This window comes from Providencia sp. wls1916 (assembly GCF_009706585.1).
Taxonomy (GTDB): domain Bacteria; phylum Pseudomonadota; class Gammaproteobacteria; order Enterobacterales; family Enterobacteriaceae; genus Providencia; species Providencia lanzhouensis.
In genome coordinates this window covers 181,621-197,598 of sequence record NZ_WLUL01000014.1, presented here as the reverse complement: position 1 = coordinate 197,598, position 15,978 = coordinate 181,621, and the positions used below count along the sequence as shown (strand labels likewise).

Here is a 15,978-nt window from a genome sequence, read left to right as displayed (position 1 = left end):
TCATTATGTTTAAAACATAATAATTTATTTAACAGCACCTTCATCTAACGGTGGCAGCTCTGCAAGCGGCCAGCGAGGACGAACGGTCACGCCTAAATCTGCATTTGCTCCGCCTTTTAAGCGAATTAAGCCCGCGAGAGCAATCATTGCGCCATTGTCTGTGCAAAACTCAGGGCGCGCATAAAATGCTTCGCCGCCACGCTGCTTCAAAACTTCTTCCATTTTGGCGCGTAAAGTACGGTTAGCACTCACGCCACCGGCCATCACTAAACGTTTAAAGCCCGTTTGCTCAAGCGCGCGCTTACATTTAATGGCGAGTGTATCCACAACTGCATCTTCGAAAGCACGGGCGATATCAGCGCGAGTTTGAGGATCATCTGGGTTATCACGAATCGTATTTGCCGCAAAAGTTTTCAAGCCAGAAAAACTAAAATCTAACCCCGGACGGTCAGTCATCGGGCGAGGGAAAACAAAACGCCCTGCTACACCTTGCTGCGCCATACGAGACAACACGGGGCCCCCCGGATAATCTAAACCAAGTAACTTCGCCGTTTTATCAAATGCTTCGCCTGCCGCATCATCGATGGATTCGCCAAGAAGTTCGTATTCACCAATGCCCGTCACGCTAATTAGCTGGGTATGACCACCAGACACTAACAGCGCCACAAATGGGAATTCAGGGCTTTTTTCTTCCAGCATTGGGGCGAGCAAATGCCCTTCCATATGATGCACAGCAACCGCAGGTACATCCCACGCAAATGCCAGTGCACGACCCACTGTCGCTCCCACCATCAATGCACCCACTAAACCGGGGCCTGCGGTGTACGCAACAGCATCGATGTCTTCACGGGTTAAATTGGCTTCTTTGAGCGCCGCTTGAATTAGCGGTACTGTTTTGCGGATATGATCACGAGAGGCTAATTCGGGTACAACACCGCCGTAATCAGCATGAACTTTAATTTGGCTATATAACTGGTTCGCGAGTAAACCCAGTTTATCATCATAGATTGCGATTCCGGTTTCATCGCAAGATGTTTCGATACCTAAAACACGCATTGCACTACCCTTGTTTGTTGCATGGGGGCAAGTCTACCACTAAATTTGCGTCATCGCGCCTAAATTTGCGTCATTGCGCAATAAAATGTCATGAAACCCCACAATTAATCCCAGCAAAAGGCTGACTTTCCAAGTTGTATAGTCTATAATCAGACCCCTGTAATAAAAATTTCGTGTGGCAAATTCTCATTATTATCTGGTTTTTCTCACTTTATTGAATAAAGTTGAGGTGAAACAGGTGATCTTGCGTGATTCAATTTTATACGGCACTTTACAAACCCGTACTCATTGAAGTAAAATTCCGCACCATTTTAAATGACGGCTGGTGAACAAAAACCAGCAACAAACCGATTTCTATTGAGGTGAGAGGCACATGCCGGTAATTAAAGTACGTGAAAACGAGCCATTCGACGTAGCACTGCGTCGTTTCAAACGTTCTTGTGAAAAAGCAGGAGTTTTAGCAGAAGTTCGTCGTCGTGAATTCTATGAAAAACCAACAACTGAACGTAAACGCGCTAAAGCATCAGCTGTAAAGCGTCACGCTAAAAAACTGGCTCGCGAAAACGCACGCCGTACTCGTCTGTACTAATTGATTGCGATTTTAATCGCAGCCAATACAGACAAGTAAGTAGTTAGCAGTTAAAGGCCGTGCTTTCCTAACGGAAGCGCGGCTTATTATCGTTCATCAACAGGCGAAAAAGAGGCTTATGGCTGGACGAATTCCGCGTTCATTTATCAATGACTTACTCGCTCGTACCGATATCATTGATTTAGTCGATGCAAAAGTCCCGTTAAAAAAACAGGGTAAGAACCATCACGCTTGCTGTCCTTTTCATAACGAAAAAACACCATCATTTACTGTCAATGGTGAGAGACAGTTTTACTATTGTTTTGGTTGTGGTGCCCATGGTAACGCCATCGATTTTCTGATGAATTACGACAAATTAGATTTTGTCGAAGCGATAGAAGAGTTATCCGCATTACATGGTCTGGATGTTCCTTACGAAAAAGGAACCGGAACCAGCCAAATTGAACTCCATCAGCGTCAAAATTTGTACCAATTGATGGAAAAAATAAATCAGTTTTACTGCGCTGCCTTAAATCATCCATCGGCCAATAAAGCCAAAGATTATTTAAGCCAACGTGGTTTAAGTGCAGATATTATCTCGCATTTTTCGATTGGTTTTGCGCCCGCAGGCTGGGACAACCTTCTCAAGAAATTTGCCGTGAACCCAGAAAGCCGTCAGCAACTTGATGAAGCGGGCATGCTGGTCACTAATGATAATGGTCGCGTTTATGATCGCTTTAGAGAGCGAGTCATGTTCCCGATTCGGGATCGTCGCGGTCGCGTAATTGCATTTGGTGGACGGGTGTTAGGCGATGCGTTGCCGAAATATTTAAACTCTCCAGAAACCGATATATTCCATAAAGGTCGCCAACTTTTCGGTCTTTATGAAGCCACACAAAATAGTAGTGAGCTTGCAAAATTACTTGTTGTTGAAGGCTATATGGACGTTGTAGCACTCGCACAGTATGACATCCGCTATGCGGTTGCATCACTTGGCACCTCTACAACCTCTGAGCATATTCAATTGCTCTATCGCTCAACAGATACGGTAATTTGCTGTTATGACGGAGATAGAGCAGGAAGAGAAGCCGCTTGGCGCGCGCTTGAAAACGCCCTTCCCTATCTGACCGATGGTCGACAACTCCGTTTTATGTTTTTGCCTGATGGCGAAGACCCAGACTCATTGGTACGCAAAGAAGGAAAAGACGCCTTTGAGCAACGTATGGAAAATGCGCAAAGTCTTTCCACCTTTTTGTTTGACTCTTTAGTTCCCCAAGTGGATTTAAAAACCCAAGAGGGTCGAGCAAAAATTAGTAAACTTGCTATCCCATTGATAAAACAGATTCCGGGTGAAACTCTACGTCTTTATATGGCACAAGAGCTAGGAAATTTCATTGGTATACCGGATATTTCCCAAGTTCTTGCTATGATTGATAGAGAGAGTACTGAGCCAGTTAACTATCAGGCACCCAAACTGAAACCAACAACAATGCGCATACTTATCGCGTTGTTGGTGCAAAATCCGAACTTTTCGGAGCTTGTTCCCTCGCTAGAGGGAATTGCCCATATCCAAATGCCGGGGCTTTCTCTATTTCAGGAATTGGTTGAAGTTTGCCGTTCCACCCCCGGAATGACCACTGGGCAGTTGCTAGAACGTTATCGTGATAATAATTTCGCGAAACAACTTGAAAAACTCGCAACATGGAACGATATAGAAATAGAGGAAATAGCGGAAAATACCTTTATAGATGCTCTAAATCATCTATTTAATAGCGCCCTCGATGAGCGTTTCGACTATCTGATAGCGAAAGAACGAACACAAAGGCTGACACCTGAAGAGCGCGAAGAAGTCCGTCTAATCACTCTTTCACGAGTGAAAACTTAAAGCATCCAAAAAATAGTATACAAAACGGCTTAAGTGCCGCAAATAACAAGGCAAATGCCTGTAAATGCTACGAAATATAAAGGGCGTAGCGCGTAGTCAAATGTCCCTTTAAATGTTCTTGTTGGCCGTTAGTTTCGCCGACCGACACCAATTTAAATACTCAGAAGTGTGGATACCGTCTTATGGAGCAAAACCCGCAGTCACAGCTTAAGCTACTCGTCACCAAGGGTAAAGAGCAAGGTTATTTAACCTATGCTGAGGTAAACGACCATCTGCCGGAAGATATCGTCGATTCAGATCAGATTGAAGATATCATCCAGATGATTAATGACATGGGCATCCAAGTCATGGAAGAAGCACCTGATGCCGATGATTTAATTTTGGCTGAAAATACTTCCGACACGGATGAAGATGCGGCTGAAGCTGCAGCTCAAGTATTGTCCAGTGTTGAAAGTGAAATCGGCCGTACCACTGACCCAGTGCGCATGTATATGCGTGAAATGGGAACTGTCGAACTTCTTACCCGTGAAGGTGAGATCGACATCGCAAAACGTATCGAAGATGGTATCAATCAGGTTCAGTGCTCTGTTGCTGAATACCCTGAGGCTATCACCTACTTACTTGAACAGTATGACCGCGTCGAAGCTGGCGAAAGCCGCTTATCTGACCTCATCACTGGGTTCGTTGACCCAAATGCGGAAGAAGATTTAGCCCCTACAGCAACCCACGTAGGTTCTGAACTTCCACAAGAAGAGTTAGATAAAGACGACGAAGACGAAGAAGATGAAGACGGCGATGACAGCGATAGCGATGACGATAACAGCATCGATCCTGAGTTAGCGCGTCAGAAATTCTCTGATCTTCGCGAACAATATGAAAAAACTCGCACCCATATTAAACAATATGGTCGTAGCGATGCGAAAACTGCGGCTGCTATCGAGCAATTGTCCGAAGTTTTCAAAGAGTTCCGTTTAGTACCTAAGCAGTTTGACTATCTGGTCAACAACATGCGTGAAATGATGGACCGCGTTCGTATGCAAGAACGTACCATCATGAAACTGTGTGTTGAACAGTGCAAAATGCCTAAGAAGAACTTCATCACCTTATTCAGTGGCAATGAAACCAGCGAAACTTGGTTAACCGCAGCAAAAGCGATGAACAAGCCGTGGTCTGAAAAACTGCTGGAAGTGGAAGAAGAAGTTCTGCGTTGTCTGCAAAGACTGCGTCAAATCGAAGAAGAAACTGGCCTGACTATCGAACAGGTTAAAGACATCAACCGTCGCATGTCTATCGGTGAAGCTAAGGCTCGTCGTGCGAAGAAAGAGATGGTTGAAGCAAACTTACGTCTGGTTATTTCTATCGCGAAGAAATACACCAACCGTGGTCTGCAGTTCCTTGATTTGATTCAAGAAGGTAACATCGGTCTGATGAAAGCGGTTGATAAGTTTGAATACCGCCGTGGTTATAAGTTCTCAACTTATGCAACATGGTGGATCCGTCAGGCTATTACCCGTTCTATCGCTGACCAAGCACGTACAATCCGTATTCCGGTTCACATGATTGAGACCATCAACAAACTGAACCGTATCTCTCGTCAAATGCTGCAAGAGATGGGCCGTGAGCCATCGCCAGAAGAACTGGCAGAACGCATGCTAATGCCGGAAGATAAAATCCGTAAAGTACTGAAGATTGCGAAAGAGCCAATCTCCATGGAAACGCCAATCGGTGATGATGAAGATTCACATTTAGGCGATTTCATTGAAGATACCACATTAGAGTTACCGTTAGATTCTGCAACGTCAGAAAGCTTACGTTCGGCAACTCATGAGGTTCTGGCTGGCTTAACCGCGCGTGAAGCGAAAGTCCTGCGTATGCGTTTTGGTATCGACATGAACACTGACCACACCTTAGAGGAAGTGGGCAAACAGTTTGATGTTACCCGTGAGCGTATCCGTCAGATTGAAGCGAAAGCGCTGCGTAAATTACGTCACCCTAGCCGCTCAGAAGTTCTGCGCAGCTTCTTAGACGAATAAGCCGTAAACGTCTTTAAGTCTACAAAATCAAACACCTGCTTCGGCAGGTGTTTTTTTTATCTGTCACTCACACTTAATTTTTTGCTGACGTTTAAACATTAACGCTAATGAAAGCAAAATGGCCAACGCTCCACCAAACATCGCTAAATTAAATCCCGAAACAAAGGCTGAGCGCGTTGCTTGCTCAATCATCGTCGATGAAATATTTCCATGTTGGTTAACGAGCTCGATAATCTGCTCAGTGGAAAGCTGAGTATTAATCTGTTGATTACTCAATAGTAAATCAACCGCTCGGTGAGTCATTAGTGTTCCCAATAAGGCGATGCCCAGAGTCATGCCCGTTTGTCTCAAGGCATTCATCACCGCAGATGCTATCCCTGAATAAGCCTTTTCAACACTCGACATCACCAATGCACCTATTGCCGGCGTCGCCATTCCCATGCCCGCCCCCAAAATAAATAACGTAACGGCAATAAGGAAATAGTCGGTATCCGCATTCACTCGCGTCAATAATATGGATGACAGAGCTATCAGCAAGAAGCCAATAATCATAATGTTACGGACACTGTATCGCCCGGAAAGCCGACCAAAACGGAATGAAAACAGTGCCATCGCGATAAATTCTGGCGCCATCCGTAAACCCGCTTCAAATGCTCCCCAACCTTGCCCTTTCTGTAAGAACAGCGCGATAAAAAATACATTACTGTAGGTGGCAAACCCGAGAGCAAATGACGCCATATTATATTGAAAAAAATCAGAATTTTTCTTGAATAGATACAACGGCAATAAAGGGCGTGGCACTTTCATTTCCACAGCAACAAAACCTAATAATGCCACTGTGCCAAGCGCTAAGCTTCCCAAAGTCGATGGGTTATTCCAACCGAGGTCCCCTGCTTCAATTAACCCATAGGTGATCCCCCCAAGAGCAACAATACTCAGCAACTGACCAACCGGATCCAACGCCGCTTTATCAGGATCAGCACTTTCCGTAATCCCTAATACCCCCAACACCAAAGTCAGCAAACCAATCGGAATATTGATGATAAAGATGGTTGTCCAATCAAAGGTATCTACCAGAAAACCCCCTAAGATAGGGCCAATGATCAGTGATAACGCGCTAACTGCCGACCAGATACCAATGACTTTAATTCGCTCAATATCATTACTAAATGCCTGCGTAATAATAGATAGCGCCCCTGGGATCAGCGCCGCGGCGGCAATGCCTTGGACAGCACGTCCAAATAGCAGCCATTGGATATTTGACGCCAAAGCACAAATTAACGATCCCAATGTGAATATTGCGATCCCCATCAACCACACTCTCTTACGTCCATAACGATCACTTAGAGGCCCGACGGAGAGGATCAATGCCGATAAACACAATGCATAAGCATCTATAACCCATTGTAACATTGAAAGATTAGTGGACAGTTCTTGCCCTATTGCAGGGAGCGCGACATTCACAATACTAATATCGAGCGTCGCCATAAACGTTCCCAAGCACACCGCGATAATCAAAAAAATTCGTTTCATTCTCTTATTCCCATTTTCGATCTTTTCCGCATGTTAGATCGCAACTGACCGACGGTCAATCAATATTGAGAATAAAAATCATTTGTAATTAAAATGAGAAATTCTTTGTTAGCTAAGTATAAAAAAACGGTCTATTGACCGTTTCATATTCCACTAAGTAACTATTCTTTCAAAACTTAGGTTATTTTACTGGTGTTTCATGCAGGTATTTCCAAGTGCACTTTTCATTTTCAACATGAATACACGCAGTTGAGATTCGTAACGATGAAACGCCTTCATTGGTCTGTAATTCTTGGTACTGTATCCAGCAATCACTCTCTACCTGCTGTATTGGCACTATATTCTGAATTGCGATGGTCAAATGAGGCTTTTTGCCAGCAAGTTGACTAAACAACGCAATGACATCTTTGTGGGCGATCCCCTGCCCTTGGATCGTGACCATTTTAAAATCAGGAGCAAAGCTATTCAGTAAAAGCGTTAAACTCTCCCCCTGATTGCGCCCTGTAAATACATCCTCAATGACCACATGTAAATCAATCACACTTTGTACTGCCAGCGACATTTTAGCGTCCATCTATTTTCCCTTAATGACTGAAATTAACGATAGCAGCCCCAGAATAGCTGCAATGAAAAACGTATATTGGTAACGAACTAACTCTGAAGAAAATGAAACAAGGTTAAAGAGGGAAATTAATACCACCGTTCCCACACTAAAAGCCACCTGACGGTTAATATTCCACAACACACTACCTTGCAATAAATCCTTATCTTTAAAGTCTATTAATGCACTAATTTGCGCCGTATTCGCACTGATCCCACCGCCTGTTCCCATTAATAAATAAGCCATAATGAGCAACATTAATTGGCTTTGGTTATCGACCCAAAACAGAGTCAAGATCCCAATGCAATGCACAACGATACCCGCAATAAATAGGCTTCGCTTACCTAGACGATGATAAAAATAACCGCCAGTTACCATGGAAATCAAAGCACCCGCCGCATATACCAGCATAAACATGCCCGTTTGTTGTGCATTAAATCCGATATTATTTTGTAGATTAAAAATATTCAGTAAATTAACGCCCGTAAAAATTCCCGGCACCGCGTAATAAACAATAAAACCATTACGTAAATTATAATTCTTGAGTAATTGCAGGTTTAAAATCGGTGCTCGGCATTTCTTTGCGTACTGTAAATATACAATCAGCAAAGCGGCAGAAAGCGCAAAACTCAATAATGCAAGGGCTAAACTTTGGTAATCATTATAAAAGGAAAATGACATCAATAAGCTCAGTAAACTGAAACTGACTAACAGCAAGCCAATAATATCGGGCTTTTCTCGCACCTGCTTTTCACTGGATTTTACCCAGCACCAAGCCAACAATGCCGCCAGCAATGAGAACGGAAGATTAGCAAAGAATACCCACCGCCAAGAAAGAGAATCGATAATCATGCCACCAATTGCCGGAGAAAATGCTGGGGCAATTAAAGCAACCGTCATGATCATCGTGGATATCTTTTGGCGTTCTTGATTAGGAAATAGAGCAAACACTAAAGCCTGCCCAACTGGAATTAATAACCCCCCAGCAATTCCCTGAATAAAGCGCCAGAAAATCAAACTATAAATAGAATCACTAAATCCACATAGCCCAACGGAAAGGGAAAATAACAGCATTGAGTAAGCAAGTAGCTTACGCACCCCCAAACGACCCGCTAACCACAGGCTAACAGGCATAATCAGCACGAGCCCTAAAATATAGGCATTCGCCACCCAAGAGACCATCGACTGGCTCGCCGAAAATGCCGAAGCGATATCTGGCAATGCAATGGCAGACATAAAAATATTAATACAATCAATGAAAAAGCCGAGAAGAAATACTGTAGCGATTTGATAACGGTATGACATAGCTACCTCCAGTCGCCAAGAGTAGAGTGCCTCCCTTCTCCTGTCGATGCAAAGGAAGTAAAATCATTGTTTAACACAATCAAACAATCGAATGGATTATGCAAAAAAATCTCAAGCAAATTACCAGCTTTCTTCAAGTTGTAGACTCGGGTTCATTTACCAAAGCCGCAGAGATCTTAGAGCTAAGCCGTTCGATGGTCAGTATTGATGTTAAACAGCTTGAAAAGAGCTTAAATGTCAGCTTATTGGTGCGAAATACCCGCAATATTGCACTCACTGAAGTGGGGAAATATTTTTATGATGATTTTAAACGGATTCAATTACAGATAGAGGAAGCCTTTGAGAGAAGCCAAAATTTAGCAACCAACATAACTGGCACATTACGTTTCTCTTCAACCAATGAATTTGGGCAACGCTATATTTTGCCTTTACTCCCAGCATTTTGCCGGCAATACCCTCAACTACGCCTACAATACAGTTTTAACTCTTCTTTTGATGACCTATTAGCTGAAAAGCTCGATATTGCGATTCGATTAGGAAATTTAAAAAACTCCTCATTAAAATCCCGTAAGCTCGGAGAATATGCAATTTATTTGGTCGCCACACCCCAGTTTGCCAATCAATGCTCCATTAAAAATATCGAGGACTTAGCGCATATTCCGTGGGTCACACATTCGTTACTGAATTTGCAAGATAGCCAATATATTCTGCAGAATTGTCACGGCGAAAAGTTTGGGTTGCCCTTATTAAACAGCCAATATGAATCCAATTCAGCAGAAACCATCCGCCAGTTGGCATTAGCCTCATTAGGTGCGGCTATTTGCCCCGCGTGGCTGATTGAAGAAGATTTAAAAGCACAGCGATTAGTGCGGTTGTTGCCTGAATTCGAGCTACCGAAACAAAACATTCAATTGCTTTATCCCAATACCCAAACTCTACCCGCCAAGACACGGGCATTTATTGAGTTTTTGGTGGGAAAGTTAAAAGAATAATTAATATCTACGATGAGATTTAGAAATGACACCTATAATTTCATCTGTTCTTTTCACTAAAATGAACTGAGATTTTGATTTTTTAAAAATCATAGCTGTTTTACTGAAACTCTCTTCATGCCCACATTCATGATAATTATTATTTAAACTTAATTCTTTACAGATATTTTTAAATTTATAGTCAGTTAAATCTATAGCGATACTTTTTCCATCAACATCGATTAAATTTATTATAAAATTAAAAATATCTTTATGTTCTAGAACTGATAAAACTTTGCCATCTTTATTCTTCACTAAAATAAATCTTGCTTTAGGTATTTCTGATAAAAAGATATTCTCATTTATTTCAATAAAGTCATTATCACATCGTTCACTAAAATGTGGTCTAGGCTCACCAGTCGGACTAGGTGATGTACGCAGCATTTCATTCACAGTGGAATAGTGCTTAACCCATCTACTTGTTTCTAAAGAAATCCAATTAATAACGTCAATTACTTGAGAGTGCAATGTTGAAATATCTAAATCATGAATAGGCTCGTAGTGAGCAATTCTATTTCTAAGTTTATTAATATTTTTAATTATCTTTTGAAATTCTTTTCTTGTGGTTATGTGATGGGGCGTCAATACTTTCATATTTTTCTGCCAAAACACTCTGTCATATTCTGCTCTAAATAAATTAGACCAAAAATCGAAAGATAACTCAGCAATGACATTTTCAGTATGCTTCATATCACACCGTCTAAATGCGGTATCAAGACTATTTAAACTTTCCGATGTTAGATTAGAACGAAATGCCTGTTGATTAGCCCAATCATCGCCATATAATATTTTAAATATTCTATTGATTCGATTTCTTAATGACACCTCTAACATATGTAATGGAAATAAAAAGGCTTTGGAAATTCGGGCATTATATAAATATAAATTAAATGCATATATTTCATTAAAGCCCGCTTTCTTTAAATAAGCCGAAAATCGATTATCCGAAATATTTTCTTTTATTGTATTTATATTACTATCATAAATATAAGTGACTTGACTTTCTGCCATATCCCTCTAGAATCCCTATCAGAGCAGTTGATGTGGTCCCTCTGTAAAACATGCACCCTCAACAATCTATTTAGAGCCCCGAGATAGGCATATTGTCCCTCTCGGGGTTTCGCATTTCTAGGGCATCATAACCTTTTTAAAATAAACCAATCAATATCGAAACCTCTAATACCGCTATTGTGGAGCCACTGTCCACACCTTGGTACACACTTTCTCTAGCAGCGCTTTATTGTGGCTAAAAACAATCATCGCAAGAGGGCGTTGCTGTGAAATACGGATCAAATGCTGCCACACTTCCTTTTGAAGATGGGCATCTAATTGGGCTGTGATTTCATCGGCGATCAACACTTTGGTACGAGGATCGAGGGCGCGAAGTAAAGCTACCCGCGCCAGTTCTCCGCCCGATAACTCGCTGGGGCGTCGCTCTAACCATTGCGGTTTGATGGAAAAATAATCTAACCATTGGGCATCCGGTTCCCACGCATCACGAACACTGGAACCCACGGTACGATAGGGATTAAAGCTTTTTTCTGGGTGCTGGGGGACTAGCTGGATTGGGCAATAACCGCGATGGGGAACTGGCGCACCATTCAATAAAATTTGTCCATGTGTTGGTTGTTGCCACTGACCCAGCACACGTCCTAGCGTCGTTTTCCCAAATCCACTGGGAGCGGAAATACCCAGCCGTTCATTGTCTGCTAATGACAAATTCAGGTTATCCCACAATGTCCTACCCGCTTGCTCAATACGCAGATTTTGAATCTCTAGCATCTGGCTACCTCCACTCATCCAACATCATAAATTGATGTTCAGGCAGGGCATTCCATAAAGATTGGATCCATTGTCCGCCACCACCTTGTTTGAGTTTTTGGCTACTCAGTACTTCTTCAAGCGCACCATTACGCAGTAGTGCCACGCGATCGGCGAAACGCACCGCCATAGAAAGGTCATGAGTTACCCATAACACACCGCGGCCATCGCGGCATAAGGATTTGATATTATCGAGCAACTGCGCAGCATGCTCATCATCCAGCCATGAAGAGATCTCATCGGCGAGAATATATTCCGCACGCGAAAGTGTGGCGCTGCTCGCCAATACCCTTTTTGCCATTCCTCCTGAGAGCTGGCTTGGGTAGTGATTCACTAGGCTCGATTGCAAACTGTATTCTTGTAGGTGTCGTGCCACATCGTGCATTTTTATATGCTGCCCACTGAGTACCGCGGCGCGTTCGAGCTGAGGACCAATCTGAATTAATGGATTTAACGCACTCACCCCTTGGGGCACATAGCACAACGAATTCCCGCGATACTGAGATTTGGTTTTCTCCGTCAGGGCTTGACCATTCAGTTCGATATTCCCTTTGCAGCGCATATTCTCTGGCAATAATCCTAATGCGCTTTGTAGTAATAAACTTTTGCCTTCACCACTGCCGCCAATCAGCGCCACCATTTCACCAGGTTGAATATCCAATGAAATATCTTGCAGTAATGGAGACCATTGCTTTTTGCCCAACCAACGATATTGCGCCACATCAATGGTCAGATTTTCAAATTTCAGCATGTTGCTCCCCTTAACCACAATTGTTGAGCCGATTTCGCAAATTGGTCAAATAGTAGAACTAACCCCATCAATGCCGCACCGGGGAAAACGACCATCCACCATGCACCAGTACTCAAATAACGTAACGCTTCAGAAAGCAGGATACCCAGTGATGGCTCATGGGGTGCGAGCCCGAACCCGAGGAAACTTAGTGCGGCGCTGTGTAACACAGAATGCGGAAACATTAATAATGTCCCAACCATCCATTGAGGAAGTAACATCGGTAAATAATGGTAGCGTAAACGCTCAAACGCGCTGTTACCTATACGATGGGATAGCATGATGTAATCAGTTTGCTGAACCCGTAGCAGTTCTGAACGCAAGATTAATGTCAGTTTAGGCCAGTGGGTTAATGCCACCGCCCAAATCACCCCCATCTTTCCGCCACCCAGCGTAAAGCAGATCAGCACCAATAGCAGTAAATGTGGTAGAGCAAGGAGCGCATCAATAATACCGCGTACTACATAATCCATGCTTTTATTGAGTGAAGATAACCCCGCCATCACCAAGGCGATAATGCCGCTGGTTATCGACGCGGTTAAACCAATTTGTAAACTGGTAGCAAGCCCTTGAAATGTACGCTCAAATAAATCGCGCCCTAAATTATCTGTCCCAAATAAGTGCAGTAATGACGGCGCCTGTCGCCTATCGAGCAAGCTCATTTCAATATCAGACGAAAGCAACCAAAAAGCGTAGCCACCTAATAAAATCAGGCAACTTAATGAAAGGATTAATTTAATCAGTGCGAGATTAGGATTATAGGTCATGATTCTCTTATCACTCCCTTATTCACCCGTTTCAATAGCAAATCCGCCATCGTATTACTGAAGAAAATCAGCACGGCGCACAGCATCACAATCCCCATTAACAATGGCACATCTCCGCGTAATCCAGCATCAATGGTGGCTTGTCCTAACCCTGGGTACGCAAACACTTTCTCCGCCAACAATGCGCCACTAAAAAGCTCGCCGACAGAGGCAAACTGCAAGCAAATCGCAGGGGTGATAGCGTGTTTAAGCACATGGAAGCCCATCATTGACCAGCCTTTATCCCCTTGCGCTTGTGCGTAATGAATAAATTCGCTATTCATCACTTCAGCCACTTTGGCGCGGGTGTGTAAGGCAATGGTACCCACGCCCAACATGCCAAGGGCAATGACGGGTAAAATTAAATGCTGAACTTTTTGTGAGAATGTGGCGGTCTGTTCATCTAAGCCTATTGGCCATGCGCAGCAAATTGGCGCCCATTTTAAAGAAACCGCGAACAGAGACAGCAGCAATAAGCCTATCCAAAAGACCGGGATTGAGGCGAGTAAATAACAAAATGCCGAAATGATTTTGTCAGGCCAGCGGTTTAAGTAGCGCCCTGCAACTAACCCAAGCCCGAACCCGACCACGCCGGAAAATACCCACGCACTGCCGAGCAAAGCCAGTGACGGAACAATACGGTCAGAAATCACTTGTAAAACAGGGGTATTGTACAACATCGAATACCCCAAATCCCCTTGAAGCATTTGTGAAAGCCAGCGCCAGAACTGCATCCAGAGCGGTTGGTCAAGCCCCCAACGCGCTGCAATCAGCGGGTATTGCTCCGGGGGCACATGCATCAAGTCGTTACCAATATAGGCTTTGATCGGATCAATCGGCGAGTAACTTAGTAGGATAAAAATCCCCAGCACGGTTACCGTTAATAAGCAGATAAATCGCAATAAAAGCCCAAAGGTTGTTCGCATTACTTACAAGTCCACTTCCATTCATCGACGTTATTCAACACAGACCAAGAGCCGTGAATTTCAGGAGCACTTTTACCTAAATCAACACATTGATTTGATAAGTAAATATGCTGAACATTCATCAACCATGCCCATGCTGCATCCCCTTGAATGCCAACGCCCACTTTGCCATTCCAGTCCACTTGCTGCCATAACGGGATGGCGGCATCCTGGTCTGGCTGACGCAATGCTTCTTCGATAATTTCATCCACTGCAGGATTTTTATAGTAACCGGCGTTATAGAAACCGACACCCGCAGCTTTGCTGCTGTAGTTATGGACTAACTCCATTGGGTCGAGGCTGCCCCAGCCAAACAGTGTCGGGTTAGCATGCATATGCAATTCAACCGTTTCCCAGCTACCTGATTTTAAATCCATTTCAATACCGAGCGGTTTTAAGCTTGAGCGAATGGCTTGGGCTAAATCGCGGCGAGTCGTGTCACCACTGGCATACCACAGAGTGAGTTTCGCCACTTTGCCATTTTTCTCTCTTAAACCGTCTTTATTCAGTTTCCAGCCAGCCTCTTCCAAAATGGCCTTCGCTTTGTCTAAATCCCCATCTTTGAATGACGATTTAGGGTTATTCCAAGGTAACCCGGCAACACCGGTATAAGCCGGAACAGCAAAGCCTTCAAGAACAGATTCCGCCAGCAGCTTGCGGTCTAAGGCGTAGTTTATAGCTTTACGAATGGCGACATCGGAAGTGATATCGTTACCGATTGGGTTACCCTGAGCATCTTTTTCACCAGCAGGTGGAATTGGGAATGAGATCCCGCGGTTTTCGACGCTGTAACGCTCAATTAGCTTCATGTTAGGGACATTATTAGCATTGCTTGCCACGGCAGGTGGAATGCGCACAACTTCAAGCTGAGCGCTCTGGGCAGCAGCAAATGCGGCATCTTCATCAAGGAACACAAACACCATTTTGCCGTAATCATTTTTAGGACCGGCATAGTATGGGTTTTGCTCAACAATCAATTGTTGACCCGGTTGGAAAGCCACTAAACGGTATGGACCTGCCCCAATCGGCTTGTGCGCGTAAGTTTTTGCATCGTACTTATCCGCAGAGACGATCCCTAACGATCCCAACACATTGATAAAGGTACTTTGTGGGGAGGATAACGTGATTTTCACGGTCAGCGGATTAACTTCTTCGGCTTTCGCGAAATTACCCATATCCACTTTACCGCCGCTCGCCGCCGCATTGTTGTAGCTGAAGACCACATCTTTTGCCATTAGCGGTGAACCATCCGAGAATTTCAGATCCTTTTTCAAGGTCAGTATCCACTCTTTACCATCCGCATTATGCGTGTAGCTTTCGAGCATATAACTGTGCCAAGAAAGATCCGCTTTTTGCTTTAAGAGTGGACTATGCAGGAGCAAGTAACTACCGTGGCTCCAACCCAACATTGGGTCAAAACCTTCAGTGGGTTCTGCGCCAATGGCAAGTCGTAAAGTGTGTGTAGATGATGCTGGCTCAGCCGCTTGTGCTTGCAGGGTAAATCCCATTAAACACATGGCAACCGCTAATTTTTTAATCATATATCCCTCTAACCGGTGATTTTTTCATTTCGGTACCCTTTTC

General features: G+C 43.7%; 13 protein-coding genes and 1 pseudogene. 4 read left to right on the top strand and 10 right to left on the bottom strand.

Features of this window, described 5'->3' with window-relative positions; all coding sequences use genetic code 11:
* Positions 1–24 precede the first annotated feature (24 nt).
* Complete coding sequence (tsaD, locus tag GKR61_RS10250; protein ID WP_036956254.1) at positions 25–1,056, bottom strand: tRNA (adenosine(37)-N6)-threonylcarbamoyltransferase complex transferase subunit TsaD; 1,032 nt, start codon at positions 1,054–1,056, stop codon at positions 25–27.
* Between the two features lie 373 nt (positions 1,057–1,429).
* Between tsaD and rpsU the strand changes: the two genes are divergently transcribed.
* The 3 genes and pseudogenes from rpsU to rpoD form a co-directional block, all read left to right on the top strand.
* The gene (rpsU, locus tag GKR61_RS10245) at positions 1,430–1,645 is read left to right on the top strand and encodes a 30S ribosomal protein S21 (protein WP_001144069.1); all 216 of its coding nucleotides are present in this window, start codon (positions 1,430–1,432) and stop codon (positions 1,643–1,645) included.
* A gap of 118 nt (positions 1,646–1,763) precedes the next feature.
* Entirely contained in the window at positions 1,764–3,509 is a 1,746-nt protein-coding gene (gene dnaG, locus GKR61_RS10240; protein WP_036956253.1) for a DNA primase, read from the top strand.
* A gap of 164 nt (positions 3,510–3,673) precedes the next feature.
* Positions 3,674–5,542: pseudogene (gene rpoD, locus GKR61_RS10235) on the top strand (RNA polymerase sigma factor RpoD); the annotation flags it as partial.
* Positions 5,543–5,605: 63 nt separating this feature from the next.
* Here rpoD and GKR61_RS10230 read toward each other — a convergent pair.
* The 3 genes from GKR61_RS10230 to GKR61_RS10220 all read right to left on the bottom strand — a co-directional run bounded on the left by GKR61_RS10230 (position 5,606) and on the right by GKR61_RS10220 (position 8,981).
* Entirely contained in the window at positions 5,606–7,075 is a 1,470-nt protein-coding gene (locus GKR61_RS10230) for an MFS transporter (RefSeq protein WP_154639761.1), read from the bottom strand.
* Positions 7,076–7,256: 181 nt separating this feature from the next.
* Positions 7,257–7,649: a hypothetical protein gene (locus GKR61_RS10225; protein ID WP_036956250.1), complete on the bottom strand. Its 393-nt coding sequence runs from the start codon at positions 7,647–7,649 to the stop codon at positions 7,257–7,259.
* Positions 7,650–8,981, bottom strand: a complete 1,332-nt coding sequence (locus GKR61_RS10220) for an MFS transporter (protein WP_154639760.1) — start codon at positions 8,979–8,981, stop codon at positions 7,650–7,652.
* Between the two features lie 98 nt (positions 8,982–9,079).
* Here GKR61_RS10220 and GKR61_RS10215 point away from each other — a divergent pair, with 98 nt between their 5' ends.
* The gene (locus GKR61_RS10215) at positions 9,080–9,973 is read left to right on the top strand and encodes a LysR family transcriptional regulator (protein ID WP_108478462.1); all 894 of its coding nucleotides are present in this window, start codon (positions 9,080–9,082) and stop codon (positions 9,971–9,973) included.
* Here the strand turns inward: GKR61_RS10215 and GKR61_RS10210 are convergent, their stop codons facing one another.
* The 6 genes from GKR61_RS10210 to GKR61_RS10185 all read right to left on the bottom strand — a co-directional run bounded on the left by GKR61_RS10210 (position 9,974) and on the right by GKR61_RS10185 (position 15,935).
* Entirely contained in the window at positions 9,974–11,023 is a 1,050-nt protein-coding gene (locus GKR61_RS10210; RefSeq protein WP_154637129.1) for an Abi family protein, read from the bottom strand.
* 174 nt (positions 11,024–11,197) lie between these two features.
* A complete protein-coding gene (locus GKR61_RS10205) occupies positions 11,198–11,794 on the bottom strand; it encodes an ATP-binding cassette domain-containing protein (protein WP_195848384.1) in 597 nt (198 codons plus the stop codon).
* Between the two features lie 4 nt (positions 11,795–11,798).
* Complete coding sequence (locus tag GKR61_RS10200) at positions 11,799–12,584, bottom strand: ATP-binding cassette domain-containing protein (protein ID WP_036956244.1); 786 nt, start codon at positions 12,582–12,584, stop codon at positions 11,799–11,801.
* Positions 12,578–13,390, bottom strand: a complete 813-nt coding sequence (locus GKR61_RS10195; protein ID WP_154639759.1) for an ABC transporter permease — start codon at positions 13,388–13,390, stop codon at positions 12,578–12,580. Before GKR61_RS10195 ends, GKR61_RS10200 begins: the two co-directional genes overlap by 7 nt.
* Positions 13,387–14,355 carry an ABC transporter permease gene (locus GKR61_RS10190; RefSeq protein WP_154639758.1) on the bottom strand — a complete coding sequence of 323 codons (969 nt, stop codon included), beginning with the start codon at positions 14,353–14,355 and terminating at the stop codon, positions 13,387–13,389. The genes GKR61_RS10195 and GKR61_RS10190 overlap by 4 nt, the downstream gene beginning before the upstream one ends.
* Positions 14,355–15,935: an ABC transporter substrate-binding protein gene (locus GKR61_RS10185; protein ID WP_154599784.1), complete on the bottom strand. Its 1,581-nt coding sequence runs from the start codon at positions 15,933–15,935 to the stop codon at positions 14,355–14,357. The genes GKR61_RS10190 and GKR61_RS10185 overlap by 1 nt, the downstream gene beginning before the upstream one ends.
* Positions 15,936–15,978: the final 43 nt, after the last annotated feature.